The organism is Nocardia sp. NPDC004568 (assembly GCF_040609955.1).
In the GTDB taxonomy this organism is placed as follows: domain Bacteria; phylum Actinomycetota; class Actinomycetes; order Mycobacteriales; family Mycobacteriaceae; genus Nocardia.
Window position 1 is genome coordinate 1 of record NZ_JBEXLL010000074.1, and the last position, 24,577, is coordinate 24,577.

General features: G+C 69.7%; 24 protein-coding genes and 1 pseudogene. 9 read left to right on the plus strand and 16 right to left on the minus strand.

Translation table 11 applies throughout. The features are described from left to right. Positions 1-334 precede the first annotated feature (334 nt). From pyrF to ABZV91_RS26395, 8 genes are all read right to left on the minus strand, one after another. Positions 335-1,159 carry an orotidine-5'-phosphate decarboxylase gene (gene pyrF / locus ABZV91_RS26360; protein WP_355246979.1) on the minus strand — a complete coding sequence of 275 codons (825 nt, stop codon included), beginning with the start codon at positions 1,157-1,159 and terminating at the stop codon, positions 335-337. An 11-nt stretch (positions 1,160-1,170) separates the two neighbouring features. Beyond that, positions 1,171-4,527: a carbamoyl-phosphate synthase large subunit gene (gene carB, locus ABZV91_RS26365; protein ID WP_355246982.1), complete on the minus strand. Its 3,357-nt coding sequence runs from the start codon at positions 4,525-4,527 to the stop codon at positions 1,171-1,173. Further along, positions 4,527-5,645 (minus strand): glutamine-hydrolyzing carbamoyl-phosphate synthase small subunit, encoded by a 1,119-nt coding sequence (carA, locus tag ABZV91_RS26370; protein ID WP_355246985.1) that lies wholly within the window; start codon positions 5,643-5,645, stop codon positions 4,527-4,529. Before carA ends, carB begins: the two co-directional genes overlap by 1 nt. Next, complete coding sequence (locus tag ABZV91_RS26375; RefSeq protein ID WP_355246988.1) at positions 5,642-6,139, minus strand: transporter; 498 nt, start codon at positions 6,137-6,139, stop codon at positions 5,642-5,644. The genes carA and ABZV91_RS26375 overlap by 4 nt, the downstream gene beginning before the upstream one ends. Then, a complete protein-coding gene (locus tag ABZV91_RS26380) occupies positions 6,139-7,461 on the minus strand; it encodes a dihydroorotase (RefSeq protein ID WP_355246991.1) in 1,323 nt (440 codons plus the stop codon). Before ABZV91_RS26380 ends, ABZV91_RS26375 begins: the two co-directional genes overlap by 1 nt. A 146-nt stretch (positions 7,462-7,607) precedes the next feature. Next, positions 7,608-8,564, minus strand: coding sequence for an aspartate carbamoyltransferase catalytic subunit (locus ABZV91_RS26385; protein ID WP_355246993.1), 957 nt, complete (start codon positions 8,562-8,564; stop codon positions 7,608-7,610). Further along, on the minus strand, positions 8,561-9,193 hold the full coding sequence (gene pyrR / locus ABZV91_RS26390; protein WP_355246996.1) for a bifunctional pyr operon transcriptional regulator/uracil phosphoribosyltransferase PyrR: 633 nt from the start codon (positions 9,191-9,193) through the stop codon (positions 8,561-8,563). The genes ABZV91_RS26385 and pyrR overlap by 4 nt, the downstream gene beginning before the upstream one ends. Positions 9,194-9,371: 178 nt before the next feature. Beyond that, a complete protein-coding gene (locus ABZV91_RS26395) occupies positions 9,372-10,214 on the minus strand; it encodes an SAM-dependent methyltransferase (RefSeq protein ID WP_355246998.1) in 843 nt (280 codons plus the stop codon). Between the two features lie 101 nt (positions 10,215-10,315). Here ABZV91_RS26395 and ABZV91_RS26400 point away from each other — a divergent pair, with 101 nt between their 5' ends. Beyond that, the gene (locus tag ABZV91_RS26400; protein ID WP_355247001.1) at positions 10,316-10,879 is read left to right on the plus strand and encodes a helix-turn-helix domain-containing protein; all 564 of its coding nucleotides are present in this window, start codon (positions 10,316-10,318) and stop codon (positions 10,877-10,879) included. A 97-nt stretch (positions 10,880-10,976) separates the two neighbouring features. Continuing rightward, positions 10,977-11,123 carry a hypothetical protein gene (locus ABZV91_RS26405; protein WP_355247004.1) on the plus strand — a complete coding sequence of 49 codons (147 nt, stop codon included), beginning with the start codon at positions 10,977-10,979 and terminating at the stop codon, positions 11,121-11,123. A gap of 4 nt (positions 11,124-11,127) precedes the next feature. On the opposite strand, the gene ABZV91_RS26410 is transcribed toward ABZV91_RS26405, so the two are convergent. Continuing rightward, positions 11,128-12,006: an alpha/beta fold hydrolase gene (locus ABZV91_RS26410; RefSeq protein WP_355247007.1), complete on the minus strand. Its 879-nt coding sequence runs from the start codon at positions 12,004-12,006 to the stop codon at positions 11,128-11,130. 380 nt (positions 12,007-12,386) lie between these two features. Between ABZV91_RS26410 and ABZV91_RS26415 the strand changes: the two genes are divergently transcribed. Further along, positions 12,387-12,971 carry a TetR family transcriptional regulator gene (locus ABZV91_RS26415; protein ID WP_355247010.1) on the plus strand — a complete coding sequence of 195 codons (585 nt, stop codon included), beginning with the start codon at positions 12,387-12,389 and terminating at the stop codon, positions 12,969-12,971. A 198-nt stretch (positions 12,972-13,169) separates the two neighbouring features. Here the strand turns inward: ABZV91_RS26415 and ABZV91_RS26420 are convergent, their stop codons facing one another. Continuing rightward, entirely contained in the window at positions 13,170-14,708 is a 1,539-nt protein-coding gene (locus ABZV91_RS26420; RefSeq protein WP_355247013.1) for a serine hydrolase domain-containing protein, read from the minus strand. A 320-nt stretch (positions 14,709-15,028) separates the two neighbouring features. Between ABZV91_RS26420 and ABZV91_RS26425 the strand changes: the two genes are divergently transcribed. Continuing rightward, complete coding sequence (locus tag ABZV91_RS26425; RefSeq protein WP_355247016.1) at positions 15,029-15,649, plus strand: alpha-ketoglutarate-dependent dioxygenase AlkB; 621 nt, start codon at positions 15,029-15,031, stop codon at positions 15,647-15,649. Positions 15,650-15,659: 10 nt separating this feature from the next. On the opposite strand, the gene ABZV91_RS26430 is transcribed toward ABZV91_RS26425, so the two are convergent. After that, positions 15,660-16,295 carry a helix-turn-helix domain-containing protein gene (locus ABZV91_RS26430; RefSeq protein ID WP_355247019.1) on the minus strand — a complete coding sequence of 212 codons (636 nt, stop codon included), beginning with the start codon at positions 16,293-16,295 and terminating at the stop codon, positions 15,660-15,662. A gap of 14 nt (positions 16,296-16,309) precedes the next feature. Here ABZV91_RS26430 and ABZV91_RS26435 point away from each other — a divergent pair, with 14 nt between their 5' ends. Then, complete coding sequence (locus tag ABZV91_RS26435; RefSeq protein ID WP_355247022.1) at positions 16,310-17,281, plus strand: zinc-binding dehydrogenase; 972 nt, start codon at positions 16,310-16,312, stop codon at positions 17,279-17,281. On the opposite strand, the gene ABZV91_RS26440 is transcribed toward ABZV91_RS26435, so the two are convergent. The 5 genes from ABZV91_RS26440 to ABZV91_RS26460 all read right to left on the minus strand — a co-directional run bounded on the left by ABZV91_RS26440 (position 17,282) and on the right by ABZV91_RS26460 (position 20,425). Beyond that, the gene (locus tag ABZV91_RS26440; RefSeq protein WP_355247024.1) at positions 17,282-17,815 is read right to left on the minus strand and encodes a DUF4334 domain-containing protein; all 534 of its coding nucleotides are present in this window, start codon (positions 17,813-17,815) and stop codon (positions 17,282-17,284) included. It abuts the gene before it with no gap. A 100-nt stretch (positions 17,816-17,915) separates the two neighbouring features. Continuing rightward, positions 17,916-18,173, minus strand: coding sequence for a YciI family protein (locus ABZV91_RS26445; RefSeq protein ID WP_355247027.1), 258 nt, complete (start codon positions 18,171-18,173; stop codon positions 17,916-17,918). Position 18,174: 1 nt separating this feature from the next. Continuing rightward, positions 18,175-18,687 carry a transcription antitermination factor NusB gene (gene nusB / locus ABZV91_RS26450; protein ID WP_355247030.1) on the minus strand — a complete coding sequence of 171 codons (513 nt, stop codon included), beginning with the start codon at positions 18,685-18,687 and terminating at the stop codon, positions 18,175-18,177. 1 nt (position 18,688) lies between these two features. Next, positions 18,689-19,252: an elongation factor P gene (efp, locus tag ABZV91_RS26455; RefSeq protein ID WP_039825569.1), complete on the minus strand. Its 564-nt coding sequence runs from the start codon at positions 19,250-19,252 to the stop codon at positions 18,689-18,691. 36 nt (positions 19,253-19,288) lie between these two features. Further along, entirely contained in the window at positions 19,289-20,425 is a 1,137-nt protein-coding gene (locus ABZV91_RS26460; RefSeq protein ID WP_355247034.1) for a Xaa-Pro peptidase family protein, read from the minus strand. A gap of 167 nt (positions 20,426-20,592) precedes the next feature. Between ABZV91_RS26460 and ABZV91_RS26465 the strand changes: the two genes are divergently transcribed. The 4 genes and pseudogenes from ABZV91_RS26465 to aroB all read left to right on the plus strand — a co-directional run bounded on the left by ABZV91_RS26465 (position 20,593) and on the right by aroB (position 24,401). Then, complete coding sequence (locus tag ABZV91_RS26465) at positions 20,593-21,084, plus strand: A24 family peptidase (protein WP_355247037.1); 492 nt, start codon at positions 20,593-20,595, stop codon at positions 21,082-21,084. A 97-nt stretch (positions 21,085-21,181) separates the two neighbouring features. Further along, entirely contained in the window at positions 21,182-22,399 is a 1,218-nt protein-coding gene (gene aroC / locus ABZV91_RS26470; protein ID WP_355247040.1) for a chorismate synthase, read from the plus strand. Then, positions 22,399-22,926: pseudogene (locus ABZV91_RS26475) on the plus strand (shikimate kinase); the annotation flags it as partial. The gene aroC and the pseudogene ABZV91_RS26475, both read left to right, overlap by 1 nt. 356 nt (positions 22,927-23,282) lie before the next feature. Next, positions 23,283-24,401, plus strand: a complete 1,119-nt coding sequence (gene aroB / locus ABZV91_RS26480; RefSeq protein ID WP_355247043.1) for a 3-dehydroquinate synthase — start codon at positions 23,283-23,285, stop codon at positions 24,399-24,401. Positions 24,402-24,577 lie beyond the last annotated feature (176 nt).

Consider the following 24,577-nt stretch of genomic DNA (forward strand, 5'->3'; position numbering starts at 1 on the left):
GCGCGAAGCGCAAGTCTCGAGGCCGAAACGGCGAGACCAAGGGGGCCTCAACCCCGCGCGCCGAAGGCGCGCCAAAAAACACAGCACCTTCACGAGCAAGCCCGGTGACAGACGCGCACTGCTGCTGCCCCGCGGGCCCCGAAGCGACCCACGACGGTGAACCTCGCCGTAGGCAACCGGCATCGCTCACCCGACCCGGCGCCGCGAGCGTGCGGCTGCCGAAAAGACGTTCGGCGGGCAGTATTCGCCAAGCGCGAGAACCCGCGCGCCCGATGGCGCGGCGCGCGGGCCGACCGCGAAGGACAACCGGTTCGAAGTGGTGGCGGAAAACCGTTCACCGCAGGAAGGCGAACTCCTCCTGGAACTCCGCCAGCCGACCGCGCAACGCCTCGACCGAGGGCCCCGCGCGGAGCACGTCCCGCGACACATTCGGTACCGCCGCCCGCCACAGCGGTTGCGGCAGCAATCCCCGGACCTTGTCCGCGGTGCCTCCCTGCGCCCCCACTCCCGGTAGGAGTACGGGGCCGTTCAGCATGCTGAGATCCGGGATCTCGGTGAGCGTGGCGCCGACCACCACCCCGACCGAACCCGGGCGGCCGGCGGGGTTCAGCTGAGCGGCGTCGTCGACCACCGTCTGCGCGACGGTGCGGCCGCCCACCGTCGCCTGCTGGATCTGCGCGGCTTCGGGGTTGGAGGTGGCGGCCAGGACGAATACGCCGCGATGCTCGGCGTGGGCCAGCTCGAGGGCGGGACGCAGGGCACCGAAGCCCAGATAGGGCGAGACGGTGACCGCGTCCGCCGCCAGCGGACCGTCGCCGAGCCAGGTGCGGGCGTAGGCGTCCATGGTGGAGCCGATATCGCCGCGTTTGGCGTCGGCCAGAACGAGGGTGCCCGAGGCGCGCAGCACCTCGATGGTGCGTTCGAGCACCCCGATCCCGGCGGCGCCGTAGGCCTCGAAAAAGGCGACCTGTGGTTTGACCAACGCCACCGTGCCGTCGAAGGCTTCCACGCAGCGCTCCGCGAAGGCCTCGAGCCCGTCGGCGTCGTCGGACAGCCCCCAGGCCTCGAGGAGGGCGGGGTGCGGATCGATCCCGACGCAGATCGGACCGTGGGTGTTCATGGCGGCGGCCAGCCGCTCACCGAACGTCGTGGTCGTCATCGCCCGCGCCCTCAGCCGCGCAACGCCGAGTGCAGTTCCTGCAGCGACCGCACACCCAGTCCGCCGTTGATACTGGCCTCGATGCCCTGGACGGCCGCCGCGGCGCCCTGGACCGTAGTGATACAGGGAATATTGACGCCGACCGCGGCGCTGCGGATCTCGTAGCCGTCCACCCGGGGCCCGGAGTTGCCGTAGGGGGTGTTGAAGACCATATCGACCTCTCCGTCGCGGATCTGGTCGACGATGGACGGCTGCGGGGGTGTGTTTCCGCCCGCCGCGGAGACCGGCTCCGAGTGTTTGCGGACCTGTTCGCAGGGGATTCCGTTGCGGCGCAGCATTTCCGCGGTTCCGGCAGTGGCCAGGATGCGGAAGCCGAGATCGTGCAGGCGTTTCACCGGGAACACCATGGCGCGTTTGTCACGATTGGCGATGGAGACGAACACGGTGCCCTCGGTGGGCAGCGACCCGTACGCCGCGGATTGGCTCTTGGCGAAGGCGGTGCCGAAGTCGGCGTCGATGCCCATGACCTCACCGGTGGACTTCATCTCCGGCGAGAGCAGCGAATCCACCTGGCTCCCGTCGGCCCTGCGGAAGCGGTGGAAGGGCAGCACCGCTTCCTTGACCGCCACCGGAGCGTCCAGCGCGACATGCCCGCCGTCGCCCTCGGGCAGCATGCCCTCGGCGCGGAGTTCGGCGATGGTGGCGCCGAGCATGATCCGCGCGGCCGCCTTGGCCAGCGGCACCGCGGTGGCCTTGGAGACGAACGGGACGGTGCGGCTGGCGCGTGGATTGGCCTCGAGGACGTAGAGGACATCGTCCTTGAGCGCGTACTGCACGTTCAGCAGGCCCTTCACGCCGATTCCCTTGGCCAGGGCGATCGTGGAGCGGCGTACCGCCTCGATATCGCTGCGGCCCAGGGTGATCGGTGGCAGCGCGCAGGCGGAGTCGCCGGAGTGGATACCGGCTTCCTCGATATGCTCCATGACACCGCCCAGGAAGACCTCGTCGCCGTCGCAGAGCGCGTCCACGTCGATTTCGATGGCGTCTTCCAGGAACCGGTCCACCAGCACCGGATGTTCGGGGCTGAGTTCGGTGGCGCGGGAGATGTAGCCCTCGAGGGACTGCTCGTCGTAGACGATCTCCATACCGCGACCGCCCAGCACATACGAGGGGCGCACCAGGACCGGATAGCCGATATCGGCCGCGATCTTGCGGGCCTGCTCGAAGGTGGTGGCGGTGCCGTACTTGGGCGCGGGCAGCCCGGCGGCGATCAGCACGTCACCGAATTCCCCACGATCCTCGGCGAGGTCGATGGCGGCGGCACTGGTGCCGACCACCGGCACCCCGGCGGCGGTGAGCCGTTCCGCGAGCCCGAGCGGGGTCTGCCCGCCGAGCTGCACGATCACCCCGGCGACCGTGCCGGACTCGGATTCGGCGTGGTAGACCTCGAGCACGTCCTCGAAGGTGAGCGGTTCGAAGTAGAGGCGGTCGGCGGTGTCGTAGTCGGTGGACACCGTTTCCGGGTTGCAGTTGACCATGACGGTCTCGTAGCCGGCCGCCGACAGCGTCTGCGCGGCGTGGACGCACGAGTAGTCGAATTCGATGCCCTGGCCGATGCGGTTGGGCCCGGAACCCAGGATGATCACCTTGTCGCGATCGGGCTGCGGGGCGACCTCGGATTCGGCCGCGGGGTCGAGTTCGTAGGCCGAGTAGTGATACGGGGTCTTGGCCTCGAATTCGGCGGCACAGGTATCGACCGTTTTGAACACCGGCCGCACCCCGAGCCGGTGCCGGAGGGCGCGGACACCGCTCTCACCGGCCAGTTCCGGCCGCAGTTCGGCGATCTGGCGATCGGAGAGGCCGTGGTACTTCGCCCGCCGCAGCAGCGATTCGTCCAGAACGGGGGTCTCCAGCAGTTCGGTGCGCAGGTCCACCAGTCCGGCGATCTCGGCGACGAACCACGGGTCGATCCCGGAGGCGGCGGCGACGTCCTCGATGCTCGCGCCGAACCGCAGGGCGCGTTCCACCTGGTAGATCCGGCCCTCGGTGGGGGTGCGCAGATCCGCGAGGATCTCCGCGATCGCGGCGTCGATATCGGCCTGATCGGTGGAGGCCGGTGCCCACTTACCATCGGCGGCGGTCCAGAACCCGGCCGCTTTGGTCTCCAGCGAGCGCAGCACCTTACCGAGCGCCTCGGCGAAATTGCGGCCCAGCGACATGGCCTCGCCCACCGATTTCATGGTGGTGGTCAGAGTGGGGTCGGCGCCGGGGAACTTCTCGAACGCGAACCGTGGCGCCTTCACCACGACATAGTCGAGGGTGGGTTCGAAACAGGCCGGGGTCTCTTTGGTGATGTCGTTGACGATCTCGTCGAGTGTGTACCCGATGGCCAGTTTGGCCGCGATCTTGGCGATCGGGAACCCGGTGGCCTTGGACGCCAGCGCCGAGGACCGCGAGACGCGCGGGTTCATCTCGATGACGATGAGGCGGCCGTCCGTGGGATCCACCGCGAACTGGATATTGCAGCCGCCGGTGTCCACCCCGACCTCGCGCAGGATCGCGATACCGAGATCGCGCATCTTCTGGTATTCGCGGTCGGTGAGGGTGAGGGCGGGGGCGACGGTCATGGAGTCGCCGGTGTGCACACCCATCGGGTCCACGTTCTCGATCGAGCAGACGATCACGACATTGTCGCGTCCGTCGCGCATCAGCTCGAGTTCGTATTCCTTCCAGCCGAGGATGGACTCCTCGATCAGCACGTTCGCGGTCGGCGAGGCAGCCAGGCCGCCGCCGGCGATCCGATCGAGATCGGTCTCGTCGTAGGCCATTCCGGACCCGAGCCCGCCCATGGTGAACGAGGGCCGCACCACGACCGGGAAGCCCAGTTCCGCGACGGTGTCGCGGACCTCGTCCATGGTGTAGCAGACCCGGGAACGGGCGCTCTCCCCGCCGACCCGCGCCACGATGTCCTTGAACTTCTGCCGGTCCTCACCGCGCTGGATGGCATCGAAATCGGCGCCGATCAGCTCGACCCCGTACTTCTCCAGCACCCCGCGCTCGTGCAGCGCGACCGCGGTGTTCAGCGCGGTCTGCCCACCGAGCGTGGCCAGCAGCGCGTCGGGACGTTCCTTCTCGATGACCTTTTCGACGAATTCCGGGGTGATCGGTTCCACGTAGGTGGAATCGGCGAATTCCGGGTCGGTCATGATGGTCGCCGGATTGGAGTTGACCAGTGAGACGCGCAGCCCCTCGGCGCGCAGCACCCGGCACGCCTGGGTTCCCGAGTAGTCGAACTCGCACGCCTGACCGATGACGATCGGGCCCGAACCGATGACCAGAATGTGTTCGAGGTCGGTACGGCGTGGCATCAGGCTCCCTCCATAAGACCGGAGAACCGGTCGAACAAGTACGCGGCGTCATGGGGACCGGCGGCCGCTTCCGGGTGGTATTGCACGGAGAAGGCGCGGCCGTCCAGCAGGCGCACCCCCTCCACGACGCCGTCGTTGGCGCAGACATGGCTGACTTCGGCTTTGCCGAACGGGGTGTCGAACTGCTCGCCGCGCTCCCCCTCCAGCGCGAACCCGTGGTTCTGCGCGGTGATGGAGATACGGCCGGTCTCGTGTTCGACGACCGGGATATTGATCCCCCGGTGCCCGAATTTCATCTTGTAGGTGCCGCGGCCCAGCGCCCGGCCCAGGATCTGGTTGCCGAAGCAGATACCGAACAGCGGCAGCCCCTTGTCGAGGATGCCCTGGGTCAGGGCGACGGCGGTATCGGCGGTGGCCGGGTCGCCCGGACCGTTGGACAGGAACGCGCCGTCGGGTTTCAGTTCGAGGATCTTGTCCAGGCTCGTCGAGGACGGGACCACGTGCACCCGCATCCCCCGGGCGGCGAACATCCGCGGGGTGTTGGATTTGATCCCGAGGTCGACGGCGACCACGGTGAACCGGGGAGTGCCCTCCGATTCCACGGTGTAGATCCGATCGGTACTGACCTCACCGGCGAGATCGGCGCCCAGCATGGACGGCTGACCGGTGACCCGGGCGAGCAGTTCCTCGGTATCGGCGAGCGCCGGGCCGGAGAAGATTCCCGCCTTCATCGAGCCACGGCTGCGCAGATGCCGCACCACCGCACGGGTGTCGATACCGGCGATGCCGACGATGTTCTGCTGTTCCAGCTTTCCCGGCAGGGTGTTGTTGGCGCGCCAGTTCGAGGCACGGCGCGCGGGATCGCGGACCGCGTAGCCCGCCACCCAGATCTGCCGCGATTCGTCGTCCTCGTCGTTCCAGCCGGTATTGCCGATCTGCGGGGCGGTGGCCACCACGATCTGCCGGTGATAGCTGGGATCGGTGAGGGTTTCCTGATACCCGGTCATGGCGGTGCAGAACACCGCCTCGCCGAGGGTCTGGCCCACCGCGCCGTAGGCGGTACCGCGGAAGACCCGCCCGTCTTCCAGGACCAGGGCCGCGTCCGTAGTTGTCGTCATTTCTCGTCGTCTCCCGTCGTTGCCCGCGCCCAGGCCGGATACACCGTCTTGTCGTCGCCGCGGAACCCGGTGTCGATCTCGGTCCCGCTCGGCAGTGTCCAGCGGATGACCAGTACTCCGCCCTCGCTCATGACCTTGCCCGCGTGTCCGCGTTCGGTGCGGATCGCGGAGATGGACTGCTCCGGAATCCAGATCGCGGACGCGCCCTGCCGTGCCAGCAGGATTCCCTTCTCGAAGCGGGTGAGTTCCGCGGCGGCGCGGAACCCGAGATCACCGACCGCGATCCGGTCCTGCCAGCTCGGCGCGATGGTGCTGCCGAGGTAGAGGCCGGTGGTCGGGTCCAGAATCCGCGCGCCCGTCTCCTCCGGGACCGGAGGCAGGTCACCGATACGGTCGGCCTGCCGGGCGGCACGGTTACGCCAGCCCCGGTACATCAGATAGACGAACAGTGCCCACAGCAGCACGCAGCCGATCACCCACAGTGTCCGCTCCATCAGCGCCCTCCTACCCGTATACCCGCGGGGGCGGCGGCCACTCCGTCGCGGGCGGTGATCCGGCCGCGCAGCAGTGTGGCGGTGACCCGCCCGGGCAGCGTCATCGCCTGGTAGGGGGTGTTGCTCGCGATACTCGCGAGGTCGCCGCCCTCCACGGTCCAGGTGGCCTCCGGATCGACCAACACCAGGTTGGCGGGCTCGCCCTCGGCGATCGGGCGGCCCTGGTCGTCGAGGCCGACGATCTCGGCGGGCCGTTCACTCATCACCCGGGCGACCCCGCGCCAGTCCAGCAGACCGGGCCGCACCATGGTCTGCACCACAATGGACAACGCGGTCTCCAGACCCAGCATCCCGGGCCGCGCCGCGGCGAATTCGCAGCATTTGTCCTGTTCGGCGTGCGGGGCGTGATCGGTGGCGACACAGTCCACGATGCCGTCCGCCAGCGCCTGCCGCAGCGCCTCGGTATCGGAGCCCTCGCGCAGCGGCGGGTTCACCTTGTTCACCGCGTCATAGGTTTCCAGGCGGGCATCGGTCAGCAGCAGATGATGCGGCGTGACCTCGGCCGTGATCGAAATACCTTGCGCTTTGGCCCATTTCACCAATTCCACGGTGCCGGCTGTGGAAGCGTGGCAGATGTGGACCCGTGCGCCCGCGTCCCGGGCCAGCAGCGCGTCACGCGCGACGATGGATTCCTCCGCGGCCCGCGGCCACCCCGCCAGACCCAGCCGGGCCGCGGTCGGTCCCTCGTGCGCCACCGCGCCGGAGGTGAGCCGGGGCTCCTCCGCGTGCTGCGCGACGAGCACGCCCAGCGAGCGTGCGTACTCCAGCGCGCGCCGCATGATGAGCGGATCGTGCACACAGTGCCCGTCGTCGGAGAACATGCGCACGGCACCCGCGCCGGTGGCCATGGTGCCCATCTCGGCGAGCTGCGCGCCGGCCAGGCCCACGGTCACCGCACCCACCGGGTACACATCGACCAGCCCGACTTCCTGCCCGCGCCGCCACACGTGGTCGGTGACCACCTGGGTATCGGCGACCGGCGAGGTGTTGGCCATGGCGAAGACCGCGGTGTAACCACCCAGCGCCGCGGCGGCGGACCCCGATTCGATGGTCTCGGTGTCCTCGCGGCCGGGTTCGCGCAGGTGGGTGTGCAGATCCACGAATCCGGGCAGTAGCACCTGCCCGGCGCCGTCGACGATCTCGGCGTCCGCGGCCGGCAGGCCCGTGCCGATCCGCTGGATCACGCCACCGGTGATCAGCACATCCACCGGCTCGCCCTCGCCGTACGGCCGCACCCCGGTGATCAGCACCGACTCGCTCACGCTGTGTTCCCGGGGCGTGCGCGAGGGCCCCCCGTGGTTACGCTCCGCTGCCGACTCCGGGCCCGACTCGCTCACGCTGTGTTCCCGGGGCGTGCGCGAGGGCCCTCCGTGGTTACGCTCCGCTGCCGACTCCGGGCCCGACTCGCTCACGCCGCGGCCTCCTGCACTCCGACCAGCAGGCGGAACAGCACCGCCATGCGCATATGGACTCCATTCGTCACCTGTTGCAATACGGCGGCGCGCGGCGAATCGGCCACCGACGACGCGATCTCCATACCGCGCAGCATCGGGCCGGGGTGCAGCACCACCGCCTGTTCGTCGAGCAACGCCAGCCGTCGCTCCGAGAGGCCGTAGCGGATCGAGTACTCGCGGGCCGACGGGAAGAATCCGCCGTTCATCCGCTCTGCCTGGACCCGCAGCATGAGGACGGCGTCGGCGCCGGGCAGTTCGGAATCCAGGTCCGTCGAGACCCGCACCGGCCAGCCCTCGACACCCACCGGCAGCAACGTGCGCGGTGCGACGAGTACCACCTCCGCGCCGAGCGTGGACAGCAGGAAAGCGTTGGACCGGGCCACCCGGCTGTGCAGGATATCGCCGACGATCACCACCCGTTTGCCAGCGATATCGCCGAGCCGCTGCCGCAGGGTCAGCGCGTCGAGCAGCGCCTGGGTGGGGTGCTGATGGGTGCCGTCCCCGGCATTGATCACCGCGGGCACCGAACTGCCCGACTGCCGCGACCAGTCCTCGAACCAGCGGGTGATCTGATGCGCCGCACCCGAAGCGGGATGCCGAACGACGAGCGCGTCGGCACCCGCGGCGTGCAGGGTGAGCGCGGTATCGCGCAGCGATTCCCCTTTGGCGACCGAGGAGCTGCTCGCGCTCACATTGATCACATCGGCGCTCATCCATTTGCCGGCGACCTCGAAGGAGACCCGGGTGCGGGTGGAGTTCTCGAAGAACACCGTCATCACCGTGCGCCCGCGTAGGGTGGGGAGTTTGCGCACTTCGCGGCCCAGCAGTGCCTGCTCGAATCGCTCCGCCTCGTCGAGCAGTTCGGTGGCGGTGTCGCGATCGAGGTCGGTCACCGTCAGCAGATGTCTCACTGTCCCTCCCCCTGATGCAGGAAAACCCCGTCGCGGCCGTCGTGTTCGGACAACAGCACCGACACGTCCTCGGTGCGCGCGGTGGGTACGTTCTTGCCGACGAAATCGGCGCGGATCGGTAGTTCGCGGTGGCCGCGGTCCACCAGGACCGCCAGCTGGACGGCGCGCGGCCGGCCCAGATCCCGGAGCGCGTCCAGGGCGGAGCGCACCGTGCGCCCGGAGAAGAGCACATCGTCGACGAGTACGACCAGCGCATCCTCGATCCCGCCGTCCGGCACCGAGGTGCGTTCCAGCGGCCGATGCGGTTTGGTGCGCAGATCGTCGCGGTAGAGCGTGATGTCGAGGGAGCCGAGCGCGGGCCGCACTCCCGAGAATTCCTCGATCTTGTCGGTGAGCCGATGCGCGAGGGTGGTGCCGCGGGTCGGGATACCGATGAGAACCACCCGGGGCGTATCGGGATCGCCCGAGTCCAGGGCGGTGCGCTCGATGATCTGATGCGCGATCCGCGCGACCGTGCGGCCGACATCGGAGGCGGAGAGCAGTTCGCGCCCTGTCGCGACCCACTCCGGGGTGTGCCGCTCGGGAGGTGACGTCGCCTCGGCAGCGCCGCGTTCTTCGGGCACGGCCATACCGACCTCCTTCCCCGCCTCACTGGACGGTCCGTTAAAGGATGTCTTACGCCGAGCAGCCTATCAGCCGCCCAACGGCGACTTTCACCAGGTGAGGACCGGCCTCGAAGTGTGAACGCGACCACGCCCGGTGACGGTGCCGCGGGATGTGATCGCGGTTATCGACAGCGGTGAGCGGTCATTCACGGACCGCGAGCACGGTACCCATTCCCGGAACCTCGCCGAGACCGGGCCGCCCATACGGGGCGACGCGATCGTTCCAGGCGCGAAAGGTGGTGCGCCAGCCGTGCGCGGTGAACCACGATTCCGCATCCGGGCCCAGACCGTTGACCGGCCGTGCGGCAGCGGAATCGCCGGAGACGAGGTCGCTCAGTTCCCGGTACCGCGGGGCGGCGGCGTCGACCTGGAACCGGCCGATGCCGAAACGGCTCCCGGGCGCGGACAGTTCGGTCACCGTCTCGATCAGGGCCTGCGCGTCCGGCCGCGGCAGGTAGTTCAGGACTCCCTCCTCCGCCCACAGGGTGGCGACTCCGGGACGGAATCCCGCGGCCACCAGTGCCCGCCCCCAGTCCCCGCGCAGATCGGCCGGGACCACCCGGCGCACACAGTCGGGCCGGGCCTGCCGCGCGGCCAGCACCGGCTCCTTGAAATCGAACAGTTCGGGGAGGTCCACTTCGAAGAACACGGTCCCGGCGGACAGCCCGAGCCGGAAGGCCCGGGTATCCAGCCCGGCCCCGAACAGAACGATCTGCCCGCAGCCGGCGGCCACAGCCTCGCCGAAGCTCTCGTCCACGGCTTTGACCGCCAGGGAGCGGCCTTCGTAGAACTGATCGGCCAGCGCCTCCAGCCGCGACCAGCGTTCCTCGGTGAAGGCCGGGCGGGCCGCCGCCACGAAGGCCGCGGCGAGTGGATCGTCGTAGAGCCGGTCGGGCCGCGCGCTTTCGCGGACCCGGATGAGCGCGACGCCGATCGCGGTCATGGCCACGCCGGCGGTGGGCACCTGGGCGGATGGTTCGCACACGATTCTCTCCCCTGTACTTACTTGTCGACCGGCTGGTAACCGGTTGCAGCGGGGACGTTAGGCTCTGGCCTGCGAACCGTCAATCAGAAGAAGGGGGCCCCGTGGGCGCTCGGCGCAGCGATACCCGCGACCGCATTCGCGCGGTGGCGATGGAACTGTTCGCCGAACAGGGTTACGAGAAGACCTCGTTGCGGCAGATCGCCGAGCGGCTCGGTGTCACCAAAGCGGCGCTGTACTACCACTTCCGCACCAAGGAGGACATCGTCGCCAGCCTCTCCGACGATGTCCGCAGCGGTATCGACGATCTCGTCAGCTGGGCCGAAGGCACCCCCGCGGGCCGGGCCCGCGCGGCGGAGATCCTCGATCGATACGGCGAGCTGCTGCACAGCACGGGCCGCGACATGGTGCGGTTCATGCACGAGAACCAGCCCGCGTTCCGGGAACTCGGCTTCGGGGTGAGCCTGCGCTATCAGTTCCGGCTGCTCGCGGACCTGATGACCGAGCCCGCGCGCGACCCCCTCGATGTGTTCCACGCCCGCCAGGCCCTGCTCGCGATCAGCTGGAGCACGGCGATGATGGGCGATCTCCCGCTGTCCGACGACGAATGCCACCGCGCCGCCGTCGATATCGCCCACGAACTACTGAACCGCTGCCGGCTCGGATAGCTGCGCGCTCCGAACCTCGAATCTCCGGCGCCCGGTCGGTCCGCACACCGTTTCCTCACCTTCGGCCCGGCCCGGTGGAGAGCAGTAGATTGCGATCGTGGGCACCGCGGCGCGAATCAGGCGGACGTTGACCCGGCTCGGCGACGTCGGGGTGACCGAGTTCATGGCGGTCCCGTTCGGCACCCCCGCCGAACAGGACCGCACAGTGGAACTACGCGCCGAGCCGGCGGGCGGTATCCGGTGAACCGTCACCCGGCCGTATGCGCGAGAACGGCGCCCGCCAGCTCCTGGTGGACCTCCGGCGGCAATGTATGGCCCATACCCGCCACGATCATCAGCCGGGCCCCGGGGATCTGCTCGGCAATGAGCGCGCCGTGGCCCGGTTTGGCCGGCTCGTGGCTGCCTTCGACGACCAGCGTGGGCGCCTGCACCCGGTGCAATACGCCCACCGGTTCGAAGTCCGGCCGGGCCGCCGCGGCCAGCCGGTGGTTGGCCACGGCCGTCAGGTCCCGGGCGCGATCGTGAATCCGTTCCTGCAGATGGCGTGCCGCGGCCTCGTCGAACGGCAACCCGCCCCCGTGCAGCACGCGCTGCTCGGCGATCATGCCGGCGATCCGGTCGTCTCGGTTCTCCGGCGGCGGGCCGGCCATCAGCGTCCGGTAGAACTCGACGAATTCGGGCGTCGGCTCCGGCAAACTACCCGCGGGCTGCGGCTCCCCCAGCAGCGCCCGCATGAGGACCGCGCCTTCGCCGCCGCCGAGCGGGGAGGAACCGATCACGGTCAGCGAGCGCACCCGCTCCGGCCGCTCCACGGCGACGAACTGACCGAGCAGCCCACCCGCCGAATGGCAGACCAGATGCGCACTCTCCAGTCCGTGCGCGTCCAGCACGCGGTAGACATCGTCCTTGATATCTCCCCACGTGTACGGATGCGCCGCGAAATCGACCGTGTCCGACAGACCGGTATCGCGGTGGTCGTACCGGATCACCCGGCGCCCTCCGGCCACCAGGCGGCCGACGAAGTCGTCCGGCCACAGAATGCCCTGCGACATCGACCCCATGATCAACAGGATCGGCGTATCCGTCGCGGTGCCGAATTCTTCACTCCAGAGGTTCACGTCGCGCATGGGGTGGTCTGTCCTCTTCTGTAGATGTACCGGTCGCACCGGTGTTGTCCGCTGCCGTATTCGAATCCGTCCGGCCCGGATTCCGGTGCCGGGCGGATTCGGTTCCACTCTCAGCGAGCCCCGCGCCTGCCGGTCCGGGGCCCCGCGTTGCGGGCGGCGGCCACTCGCGGAGGTACGGGCCGAGCCACGAAACGCTGCTGGTTGTTTCGAACGGGGTAGGTGCCGTGCTGTTTTCGCATATCGGTTGCGCCTTTCGTGAAACCGGTGCGGACCGGACTTCGAGGGGGACGGCCGAGCGGGCTACAAACCCTTACCGCCTCAGATGTAGTACTCTGTTCGAAGTGGTTTGAACCGTAGTACTACAGATGGAGTGGTGTCAAGTGGTCCGCACGAATCCCGAACGCCGTAAGGCGTTGCTGGACGCATCGATCGAGGTCCTGGCCCGAGACGGGGCCCGGGGACTGACCTTCCGCGCGGTGGACAAAGCGGCGGCAGTACCGGCCGGCACCGCCTCCAACTACTTCGGCAACCGAGACGACCTACTCGTCCAGGTGGGACACCGGTACTACGAGCGCCTGATCCCCGACGAGACGGCCATGGCCGCCCTGCACGGACCACGCACCCGCGAGACCGTCACCGAGCTCATGACCGAGGTCGTCGACCGCGTCACCCGCTTCCGCACCGGCTACCTCGCCCTCCTGGAACTCCGATTGGAAGCCACCCGGCGACCCGAGCTTCAGGCCCTGCTCACCGAGCGGGTGCGCGCGGACCTGGACTTCAATATCCGCAACCACCTGGATTTCGGAATGCCCGGCGACGAGGACACCGTCGTCCTCCTGTTCCTCGCCCTGAACTGGCTGATCCTCGAACGCCTCACCCTGCCCGGCGTCTTCACCGAGGAACAGGCCCGCGAACTGGTGCGCACCGCCGTGGAGCGCGCGATCCCCGCCACCGCCGATTCCTGATGTTCGCCCGCCGGGTGCCGAGTCCATCCGGCCGGAACCAACGCACGTGGGCGGGCGCCACGGCACGCCGGATCGGGCGGACGGTTCACACAGCGGCAGGCCGCGCCGAGCTCTGAAGCTCGACGCGGCCGCGGATTCGCGATCTGTCGCATGCCTACCGGAACAGGTCGGCGCTCGGGGGCGTATCGACCCTTGCGCTCATTCCACCGGAAGAGCCGGATCGGCCGGGCCGCCGAATACTTCCCCGACGAGTCGCCGGGTCGCCTCCTGGAACGCCGCGGCGAGCGACAGCGCGGCATCGTCCACATAATTCAGCGTGCCGGTCAGCGTCGTGGCGCCATCGGGCGTGCTGTACATCAGCGCCGCGTGCCCCCCGGCGCCGCCGTTGTGCATGATGACGGTGCCACCATCGGTGTCCTGGACGAATACCCCGAGGCCGTAACCCATCCCGGGGATACCCGTCGGGCGAGGGGTGCGCATCTCGGCCAGCAGGTGATCCGGCAGGAGCTTGCCGCTGTTCAGCGCCGAGATGAAGGTGTGCAGGTCACGGCTGGTCGAGATCATGTCACCGCCACTGGAGATCCAGGAGGGGTTGACTTCGGTGACGTCGACCGTCCGTTCCGCTCCGGCATCCGTGTAGCGGTAGTAGGCGTGGGCGTGCGGCTCGGGAACAGCGGTCTGCGTGGTGGGCGCCACCGTGCCCGTGAGACCCAGCGGTCCCAGGATCAGGCGCTGCATCTCCTGGGCGAGCGGCCGCCCGGTGACCTTCTCGATCAGCAGCCGCGCCACCACGTAGTTGGTGTTCGAATAGCTCCAGTCCGTGCCCGGCTCGAACCGGGCCGGCTTCGACAGCGCCAGCCGGACCAGCTCTTCGGGCTCGTAGCTGTGGAACCGGTTGTCCACCCATTCTTTGCCCGAGACGTTGCAGGGGATACCCGCCACGACCGTCCCGTCCGGGTAGTACTCGCCGGTGAAGTTGAACAGGCCACTGGTGTGCTGCAACAACATCCGCACCGTGATCCGCTCATCGAAACCGAATCCGGGCAGATAGTCCACCACCGGACCATCCAGCCCGATCCTGCCCTCGGCCACCAACTGCAACACCAGCGTCGCGACGAACGTCTTGGTATTGCTACCGATCCGGACATGCCCGTCGACCGGCGGCGGCACCGAACCACCCAACTCGGCCACCCCCGCACTACCGACCCACTCGCCCCGCTCATCGTGCACCCGCACGGTGAGACCGGTGAGACCGGACGCGACGATCTCTTCGAGCGCCTTCCGCAACTCCGGCCGATCCGGTCCGGCAGCCGAACCGGTCCGGCCGTCCGCCGATCCCGCACCGGAGGCGAGGGCCGCGGTGATCTTGCGGACCATCTCGACCGCCGCCGGGCCGGGCTCGCCCCGGCGGGGCCGGGCGGCCGCGTCCACAGCGAGGCCGATCGTGCTGCGGAAGTTCTCAGCCTCGGCCGCATCCTTTTTCCGCAGCAGGTCCATTGCGGCACTCAAGGCCGGGAACACACGGTCGGCCAGTTCGGCGACGGTCTTTCCGGTGAGTGCGATATCCGCGGACTTCGCGGCGAGCACATGGCCGACCAGGCCGGTCGCCGAGGCCAGTGCCCGGGAACCGTCGGTCGCGGCCGAGTGGGGCGCACCGGTGGCGGCCATCAACGCCAGGGCACCGTAGGCGGCGGTCCGGAGGGTGGCTTGTTCCTGGTCGGTCAGGGCGACGGACATGGTGGCGTACTCCTTCGAGGATGCTGCGGTGGAATTCGAAACAACGGACACCGTGTCCGTCGCGATCGCGCTGTTCGCTGTGCTGCTCATGGGATTACTGTCGGCGAGTCCGCTGACACCGCCCTGACGGCTGCCTGACACGGCCGCTGATACGGCATCCGCGCTGTTCAGAGGCATGGAACCGGCCGGCAGCCAGCACGCCGAAGGGCGCACCCGCCCGCGGTGGGACGCGGAGCGCCCGTCCCGGACGGCCGCGGAGCCGAGGACCCACCAACCACCCCCATGGGAACGTATGTTCGAATTCGGGGTAATCTGTCGGCATGGCATTGCAGGGCTCGCTGTTCGACGGCTTCGGGGCGGCGGAACTCGCCCCGCTGACCGGCGTCGCGCGCACGCCGCTCAGCCACGGCGCCTGGGTCGATCTCCGCCCCGGCTGGCTACGCGGCGCCGACGACCTGTTCGAGCAGCTGGCCGCGACGGTGCCGTGGCAGGCCGAGCGGCGGCAGATGTACGACCGCGTCGTCGACGTCCCGCGACTGCTCTGCTTCTACGGCGAATCCGACCCGCTACCGGACCCCGTTCTGCACGAGGCCCGCGAAACGCTGAGCGCCTACTACGGGCCCGAACTGGGCGAACCGTTCCGCACCGCCGGGTTGTGCTACTACCGCGACGGCCGCGACAGTGTGGCCTGGCACGGCGATACCATCGGCCGCAGCGCCACCCACGACACCATGGTCGCCATCCTCACCCTGGGCGCCCCGCGCCCGTTGCTGCTGCGCCCCCGTGCCGGTGGCCCGAGCCTGCGCTTCCACCCCGGCCACGGCGATCTGTTGGTCATGGGCGGCTCCTGCCAGCGCACCTGGGAGCACGCGGTGCCCAAGACCCGGCGGCCGACCGGACCGCGGATCAGCATCCAGTTCCGGCCGCGCAACGTGCGCTGACCACCGGCAGTCACGGCGCGCGCAGTACCGAGCGCACCTGCTGATCGACGGCCGCCAGCAAGCGGTCGGTCGAACCCGCGCGGACCATTTCCGGCACGGTCTGGCCCGCGAGGCCGTCCAGCAGCAATCGGCCGACCGTCTCCGCATCCAGGTCCGGGCGCGCTTCGCCCAGCAGAGCGGTGATATGGGCGCGCCAGAAACGGTGGAACTCCTCGGTACGCGGATGCGGCGGGACCACCCGGTAGACCTCCATGAGCGCCAGATTGTCGATCACCAACCGCGCCATGGCGGCGAAGAACGCGAGCAGCCGGTCATCGGCCGGCGCACCGGGCCCCAGCGGCGGGGGACCGTCGGTCACGGCGGACATCAGGGTGACCGCGCTTTCGGCGACCATCTCGTGCAGCAATCCGGCACGGCTCCCGAAGCGATGGAAGATGGTGCCCTTCCCCACCCCGGCGGCCGCCGCGACTCGGTCCATGGTGACCGCCTCCGGGCCGTGTTCGGCGAGTAGCGCCGCGGTCGCGTCCAGGATGGCGCGCCGGTTGCGGGCGGCGTCCGCGCGTTCCTTCGGAATGGTCGCACCACCTTCGTTGACAACTTGACCGGCGGTCCATATCTTGAAGAAGTTATCTGGACCGTCAGTCAACTTATGGAGTTCCAATGCAGGCAATCGTAATGACGGAAACCGGCGGGCCCGAGGTGCTGGTATCCCGGGAAGTCCCGGAGCCGGTCGCCGGGCCGGGTGAAGTGGTGATCAGAGCCGAGGCGATTCCCGTCCTGTACCCCGAGACCCAGCTGCGTTCCGGCGCGTTTCCGATGGCCTCGCCACCGCCGGTGGTCTTCGGCTTCCAAGTGGCGGGGGAAGTGATCGCCGTGGGCGAGGGTGTCGGATCCGAATACCTCGGACGGCGGGTGGTGGCCGACACGGACGGGACGGGAGCGTACGCCGAATCGGTCCGCGTGCGAGCGGATGCCGCGACTCCGATTCCCATGGGAGTCACGGCCGCCGACGCGGCGGCGGTGATGATGAGCGGCTCGGTGGCGCTGGCACTGCTGGAAGCCGCGGCGCTCACCGGCTCCGAAACGGTGCTGGTCGAGGCCGGTGCCACCGGTGTGGGTGCGCACCTGGTCGAATTGGCCCGCGAATTCGGCGCGGCCCGGGTGATCGCGACCGCGGGCGGACCGGCCAAAATGCGGCGCGCGAAGGAACTGGGCGCCGACGAGGTCCTCGACCACCGCGACGAGCTCTGGCCCGGACAACTACGTGGAGAGCCGGGCCGCACGATCGATATCGTGTTCGACTCACTCGGCGGCACCTCGGCGGCCGCCCTGCTCGAGACGATGACGCCCGGGTCCGGGCGAATGCTCAGCTACGGCTGGCTCTCCGGGGAGCCCGCCCGCGTCGCGGCGGGCGACCTGATCCCGCATGGGCTGACACTCACCGGATGCTCGGGCCCCGCCTGGCACGGCCGGGTGGGCCGCGCCCGTGCCGCGATACTCGAGCGGCTGCCGGCGCTGACGCCACCGGTGGAGACGATTCTGCCGCTCGACCGCGCCGCCGCGGCCCACGAACTGCTGGAATCCCGGACGCCGCTCGGCAAGATCATCCTGCGGCCGGGCCCGGCGCGCTGATCACCGCGTCAGGACGAAGAAGTACGGTTCGGCGAGACCGCGCATATCCATGACGCCGAGCAACCTGTCGTCGTCGAGCCGGCGGAAATGGTCGATGATCGGCAGGTGGTCGTAGACCATGGCGGCGCTGACCACGCCGCGGTATTCGATATCGCGTAACCGAGCCGTCGCTCGGCGGGTACGCACCAGCGGGCCGAGGACACGCAAGTTGTTGCGTACCGGGCGCAGCCAGTGCGCGGGAATCCGGCCCGCCAGCGAGAGCGGGACCCGGCGCGGGTCCACCGCGAACACGGTGCCGCGCTCATCGGTGAACAGCAGCGGATGCACCTGATCGGGCGTATCGAATTGTTTACCGTACCAACCGGATTCGGACAGCGTACCGTCCATCGGGTGGCCGGTGGGCAGTTCCGAACCGCGCCAGCGGCCGGTGGTCACCTCGTGCACGGGCGCGGCCGGCAACCGGTCGAAGATCTCCCAGGCCTCCGCGGTGGTACATCCACCCTCGGGCAGGGTGACACCCGCGTTCTCGGTCATGGTCCGCACTCCTCGACATCGTGGGATGTTGCGATAAACAGCCTATCGCCCTCTCATCGAGTCGCGCGGCCGGACCGGGACCGGAGCGTCCGGTACGGACTCAGCCGGTGATCTCCCATTCGTGGACCGTGATCGCCGACGAGCCGGTGGTGTGCAGCGGATCGGTGTACACCACCGCCTCGGCGGCTGCGAGCGACTCCGCGAGCACAAGGTACGCGCCGCCGCTACCGTCGGTGAACGGACCGCTCTCCTGCAGCATGTCCTTCGCGCGCAGCTCGGCGAGGAACCGGCGGTGCGGTTCGGCCACCGCCGGGTCGTAGGCGGGGGTGCGGCGGGCCAGCACCAGGTACTTGCGCACGTCAGTCCTCCGCTTCCGGATCACGGGAACGCCCGGCGGCCGCGGCGGCCGCGCGGATCTGCGGCGCCACCAGCACCACCTGTCCGAGCACTCCGTTCACGAACCCCGGGGAGTCGTCGGTGGACAATTCCTTGGCCAGTTCCACCGCCTCGTCCACGGCGACGATCGGCGGGACATCGGGCGCGTACAGCAGCTCCCAGACCGCCACGCGCAGGATGGCGCGGTCCACCGCGGGCAGCCGCGGCAGGGTCCAATCCTGCAGATAGGACTCGATGGTCCCGTCGACCCGGTCGAGTTCCTCGGCGATACCGTCCACCAGGGTCCGGGTATAGGCGTGCACCGGCGCCACGCCCTGATCGCGGGCCGCCAGCTCGATCCGCTCGTCGGCCAGATCGGCCGGATCGATATCGCGGGCCTCGGCCTCGAAGAGCAGGTCCACCGCCCGGCGGCGCGCCTTGTGGCGGGCGCCGAGCTTCTTGTATGCGGATTTCTTGTCCGCGGGCTGATCGGGCACGTCAGGAGTTGACGCGGCCCAGGTAGCTGCCGTCGCGGGTGTCGATACGGAGTTTGTCACCGGTGTTGATGAACAACGGGACCTGGACCTCGGCACCGGTCTCCACGGTGGCGGGCTTGGTGCCGCCGGTGGACCGGTCGCCCTGCAGACCGATATCGGTGTGGGTGACCTCGAACTCGGCGGTGACCGGCAGTTCCACATACAGGGGCGCGCCCTCGTGGGTGGCGACCTGCACGGTCATGTTCTCCAGCAGGAAGCGGGCCTGCTCGCCGATGGTGCTCTCCGCGATGGAGATCTGATCGAAGGTCTCGCCGTCCATGAAGACGTAATCGGAGCCGTCGTGGTACAGGTAGGTCATATCGCGGCGGTCGACCGTGGCGGTCTCCACCTTCACGCCCGCGTTGAAGGTTTTGTCGACGATCTTGCCCGACAGCACGTTCTTCAGCTTGGTCCGCACGAACGCGGGACCCTTACCCGGCTTCACGTGCTGGAACTCGACGATCTGCTGGAGATTACCGTCGATCTTCAGCACGAGGCCGTTCTTGAAGTCGCTGGTGTCCGCCACTGTCTTCGGGTCTCCTCGGTTCTCGGGCGACCGTCGTCATCCGACGACGATCAGATCTTTGCCGGTGTTGGTGAGCAGTTCCGGGCCCCCTTCGCGCACCACGAGCGTGTCCTCGATCCGGACCCCGCCGCGGCCGGGAAAGTACACACCTGGTTCGACGGTCACCGCCACGCCAGACTGGAGTGTACCCGTGCCGGTTTTGGCGATTCCGGGCGCTTCGTGGATGCGCAACCCCACCCCGTGCCCCAGACCGTGCACGAACAGCGGCCCGTGGCCGGCGGCGGCGATGACCTCGCGGGCGGCCGCGTCCACATCGGCGCACGGCACACCGGGCCGCAGCGCCTCGCGACCGGCCCGCTGCGCGGCGTACACCAGGTCGTAGACCTCGCGCTGCCACGCCGTGGGTTCGCCGAGCACGAAGGTCCGGGTCATATCCGAGTGGTAGCCGTCCACCACGGCGCCGAAGTCGATCTTCACGAAATCACCGGTGGCCAGCACCGCCTCGGTGGGCCGGTGGTGCGGAACGGCCGAATTCGCCCCGGCCGCGACGATCGTCTCGAAGGCGACCCCGGCCGCCCCGCGCTCGAACATCGCCCATTCCAGATCCCGGGCGACCTGACGCTCGGTGCGCCCCGGGCGTAGTGCCCCGGTCTCCAGCAGTGCCGCCAGCGCCCCGTCACCGACGGCGCAGGCGGTGCGCAGCCGATCGATCTCGTACTCGTCCTTGACCATGCGCAGCTGTTCGACCAGGCCGGGCGTCGCCACGAACTCCAGTCCGGAGCCGAGCTCGAGCAGCGCCCGGTGCTGATCGACGGTGACGATATGACTCTCGTACCCGAGCCGCCCGAACTGCCACTCCCCCGCCAGTTCCACCACCCGGCGCGATACCGCCCGGGCGATCTCGGCGCGCAGATCGGGGACCTGCTCGGCGACCTGGGTGTCGTAGCGCCCGTCGGTCGAGATCACGGTGCGGTCCTCCGCGCCCGGGGTGTCCCACGAGTGCACCAGCAGCGCGGCGTTCGAACCGGTGAATCCGGTGAGATAGCGGATGTTCACCAGATCGGTGACCAGCAGGCCGTCGATCTCGTTCTGCACCAGCAGGTTGCGCAGCGCACCGCGCCGGGCGGCGTAATCGGGCCGGGCCCGCGGGCCCCGACCGGCATCAGCAGACATGGCACAAAAGTACCGCCGACCCGGCCCCGGCACACGGGCCGACCGGGCGCAGCCGCTCGCGGCAATGTGAACCAACCATTGTTCACATATCGGCACAGCGGGCGGAGTTGTCCACATGATGCGTTCACCGCTGCCGGCGCGGCCCGCCGGCGACGATCGTGAAAGGCATGACGACCCCCTGTTTCCTCGCCTTCACCGTCTGGTGCGCAGCATTGAGCGTCAGCGATATCGGCTACCGGCGCCTGCCGAACCTGCTCACGGTGCCCGGAGCCGTCGCCGTATTGGGCTACGCGGCGCTGACCGGGAGATTCCACCCCGCCGCCTGGGGCGCGGTACTGCTCGCGGCCCCTTATCTGCTGATCCATCTGACGCGCCCGGCCGCACTCGGAGCCGGCGATGTGAAACTGGCCCTGGGGCTGGGCGCGGCCGCCGGGCTCGGTGGTGGTCCGGTCTGGGTCTGGTCGGCCCTCGCGGCGCCGGTGTGTACCGCGCTCGCCGGGGTCGGCGCGCTGCTCGGATCCCGCGCCGGGCGGCGAATATTCGGCGGCCGGTACCGGGTCGCCGGCCCGCGGGCACCCGCGCCGGAACGCCTCGCGCCCACCGTCGCGCACGGTCCGTCGATGTGTGCCGCGACACTTCTCGGACTCGCCCTGTGGTGACCGCGCGGCAATCCCGGGCCTCACCCACTTCCCGGGGGCGATGAGCACGGCCGACCGCCTCCCCCGCCTGTCCCGCCGACATGGGAAGATAGTCGGCGTGCTGCGCTGGATAACTGCTGGAGAATCCCACGGACCCGCTCTCGTCGCCATCCTCGAAGGGATGGTCGCCGGTGTCGAGGTGACCTCGGAGGAGATCTCCGCACAGCTGGCGCGCCGACGGCTGGGCTACGGTCGCGGCGCCCGGATGAAGTTCGAGGCCGACAAGGTCACCGTGATCGGCGGGGTCCGTCACGGCCGCACCATGGGCGGTCCCGTCGCCATCGAGATCGCCAATTCCGAATGGCCCAAGTGGACCACCGTCATGTCCGCCGACCCCGTCGACGAGGCCGAACTGGCCGAACTGGCCCGCAACGCCCCGCTCACCCGTCCCCGCCCCGGCCACGCCGACTACTCCGGCATGCTCAAGTACGGCTTCGACGACGCCCGCCCGGTACTGGAACGCGCGAGTGCGCGCGAGACCGCGGCGCGGGTCGCGGCCGGGACCGTGGCCCGTGCCTTCCTCCGCCAGGCCCTCGGCGTGGAGGTCGTCTCCCATGTGGTCTCCATCGGTACGGCCGCGAACACCACCGGGGTGGTTCCCACCGGCGCCGATCTGGCGGCGATCGACGAGAGTCCCGTGCGCGCCTTCGACGCCGGCGCCGAGGCGGCCATGATCGCCGAGATCGAGGCGGCCAAGAAGGACGGCGACACCCTCGGCGGGGTGGTCGAGGTGGTCGTCACCGGGCTCCCGATCGGACTGGGCTCCTTCACCAGCGGCGAGAACCGGCTGGATTCGCGACTGGCCGCGGCGCTGATGGGCATCCAGGCCATCAAAGGCGTCGAGGTCGGCGACGGATTCGAGACGGCCCGGCGCCGCGGCAGCCAGGCCCACGACGAGATGCGCCCCGGCAGTGACGGCGTCCTGCGATCCACCAACCGCGCCGGCGGTCTCGAGGGCGGGATGACCAACGGCGAGGCGCTGCGCGTGCGCGCGGCCATGAAGCCCATCTCCACGGTGCCGCGCGCGCTGGCCACGGTCGATATGTCCACCGGCGAGGAGGCCGTGGCGATCCACCAACGGTCCGATGTCTGTGCCGTTCCGGCGGCCGGGGTGGTCGCCGAATCCATGGTCGCGCTGGTGGTGGCCCAGGCCGCACTGGACAAGTTCGGGGGCGATTCGCTCGCGGAGACGGTGAGCAATCTCGACGGCTACGTGAAGCGGATCAGCGGGCGGCCCCATCTGAACCCGGGCGATACCGTCGCCGACCCGGCGTAATGACCGAGCAGACCGATCCGCACGGCCCCCTGGTGGTGCTGATCGGCCCGCCCGGGGCGGGCAAGACCACCATCGGCCGCAAACTCGCCCGGGAACTCGGCGTCGAGCTCTACGACACCGATGCCGGGATCGAGGAGGCGACCGGCCGCACCATTCCGGAAATCTTCGCCGAGGACGGGGAGTCCGAATTCCGCCGGATCGAGGAACAGGTGGTCGGCGAGGCGCTCGGCACACGCAGCGGTGTGGTCTCCCTCGGTGGCGGCGCGGTGCTCTCCGAACGCACCCGCGCCCTGCTGCGCGACCGCACCGTGGTGTATCTGGAGATCAGCATCGCCGAGGGGCTGCGCCGCACCGGCGCCGGGACCCACCGGCCGCTGCTGGGTGGCGCCGACCCCGGGGCGAAATACCGGGAACTCATGCGGACCCGGCGGCCGCTCTACCGGGAGGGGACCTCGGTCCGAGTGCGCACCGACGGCCGCAGTCCGGGCCGCGTGGTGCGCTCGATTCTGGGCAAACTCGCCCTGGAATCGGTCCAGGAGACCGCCGACGCCCCCGGCACGAACGCGCCCGAAGGTCCGAGTACTTCGCGCACCAGCAGGTCGCGGGCCCGCCGGCGGGCCCGGGCGCGGGCCCGCCGAGCCGCGGCGCAACGCGCGGCCGATACCGCCGAGTCGAGTACTCCGGACCGGCCCGCGAGCGAGACCGCGGCATCGAGCGCCGCGGGCGACACCGCACCATCACCCGGCGCCGAACCCGGCCGGGCCGCCGATACCGGCCTGCGCACCCCGGGCCGGTCCCGGCGGGCGCGCGCCAGACGGGCCCGGGCCCGCCGGGAGCAACGAGAACAGGCCGAGCAGGCACAGACAGGATCGGAGCAGCACACGTGACAGAACCGACGCGTATCGAAGTCCGCACCGCACAGCCCTATCCGGTGATCATCGGCCGCGGTCTGCTCGGGGACCTCGTCGAGGTGGTCTCCGGCGCGGGCGGCGTGCGGACCGTCGCCCTGTTCCACCAGCCGTCGCTGGTCGAGACCGCCGAGGTGGTGCGCACCACACTGGCCGAGGCCGGTCTGGACGCCCACCGCATCGAGATTCCGGACGCCGAGGCGGGCAAGGAACTCGCCGTCGCCGGTTTCTGCTGGGAGGTGCTGGGCCGGATCGGCCTCACCCGCAACGACGTGGTGGTGAGCCTCGGCGGTGGCGCGGCCACCGATCTCGCCGGATTCGTCGCCGCGACCTGGATGCGCGGAGTGAAGGTCGTCCACGTACCCACCACCCTGCTGGCCATGGTGGACGCCGCGGTGGGCGGGAAGACCGGTATCAACACCGAAGCCGGGAAGAACCTCGTCGGCTGCTTCCACGAGCCGGCGGCGGTCCTGGTCGATCTGGTGACCCTGGAAACCGTGCCGCGCAACGAGATCGTGGCGGGGATGGCGGAGATCATCAAGGCCGGGTTCATCGCCGACCCGGTGATCCTGGACCTGATCGAACGGGACCCGCAGGCCGCGCTGGATCCGACCGGCGACGTACTGCCGGAGCTCGTCCGCCGGGCGGTGGCGGTCAAGGCGGAGGTGGTCGCGGCCGATCTCAAGGAGTCCGCGCTGCGCGAGATCCTCAATTACGGTCATACGCTGGGCCACGCGATCGAACGCCGGGAGCGCTACCGCTGGCGGCACGGCGCGGCGGTGTCGGTGGGTCTGGTCTTCGCGGCCGAACTGGGCCGGTTGGCCGGGCGCCTCGACGACGCCACCGCCGACCGGCACCGCGACATCCTGGAGAGCGTCGGGCTGCCCACCACCTACGATCCCGAGGCCCTCCCGCAACTGCTGGAGAGTATGCAGACCGACAAGAAGACCCGCTCGGGCGTGCTGCGGTTCGTCGTGCTGGACGGACTGGCCAAACCCGGCCGGCTGGAAGGTCCCGACCCCGCCCTGCTCGCCGCCGCGTATTCGGCGGTCGCCGGCGCCGGCTCCACGGGAAGCAGCGCGATCTTGCTGTGACGCCGGCGGCGCCGGCGATCAGGATCCGGTCGGCCCGGCAGGACCGGCACCGGTCCCACCCGCGGCCGACCGGCTGTGCGGTGGAGAAGGGGCGGGGCCGAACGCGATCTGACCGTCCAGCGCGCCGCCGATATCGAACCGCGATCGCGGCCCGCGAGTTCGGTAGACGGGCGCTT

Excerpts from the sequence above, each read along its gene's own strand:
- pyrF (WP_355246979.1), bottom strand. The coding sequence starts at position 1,159 with ATGACGACCACGACGTTCGGTGAGCGGCTGGCCGCCGCCATGAACACC.
- carB (WP_355246982.1), bottom strand. The coding sequence starts at position 4,527 with ATGCCACGCCGTACCGACCTCGAACACATTCTGGTCATCGGTTCGGGC.
- carA (WP_355246985.1), bottom strand. The coding sequence starts at position 5,645 with ATGACGACAACTACGGACGCGGCCCTGGTCCTGGAAGACGGGCGGGTC.
- ABZV91_RS26375 (WP_355246988.1), bottom strand. The coding sequence starts at position 6,139 with ATGGAGCGGACACTGTGGGTGATCGGCTGCGTGCTGCTGTGGGCACTG.
- pyrR (WP_355246996.1), bottom strand. The coding sequence starts at position 9,193 with ATGGCCGTGCCCGAAGAACGCGGCGCTGCCGAGGCGACGTCACCTCCC.
- ABZV91_RS26410 (WP_355247007.1), bottom strand. The coding sequence starts at position 12,006 with ATGCGCGACGTGAACCTCTGGAGTGAAGAATTCGGCACCGCGACGGAT.
- ABZV91_RS26420 (WP_355247013.1), bottom strand. The coding sequence starts at position 14,708 with ATGTCCGTCGCCCTGACCGACCAGGAACAAGCCACCCTCCGGACCGCC.
- ABZV91_RS26425 (WP_355247016.1), top strand. The coding sequence starts at position 15,029 with ATGGCATTGCAGGGCTCGCTGTTCGACGGCTTCGGGGCGGCGGAACTC.
- ABZV91_RS26435 (WP_355247022.1), top strand. The coding sequence starts at position 16,310 with ATGCAGGCAATCGTAATGACGGAAACCGGCGGGCCCGAGGTGCTGGTA.
- ABZV91_RS26440 (WP_355247024.1), bottom strand. The coding sequence starts at position 17,815 with ATGACCGAGAACGCGGGTGTCACCCTGCCCGAGGGTGGATGTACCACC.
- ABZV91_RS26460 (WP_355247034.1), bottom strand. The coding sequence starts at position 20,425 with ATGTCTGCTGATGCCGGTCGGGGCCCGCGGGCCCGGCCCGATTACGCC.
- ABZV91_RS26465 (WP_355247037.1), top strand. The coding sequence starts at position 20,593 with ATGACGACCCCCTGTTTCCTCGCCTTCACCGTCTGGTGCGCAGCATTG.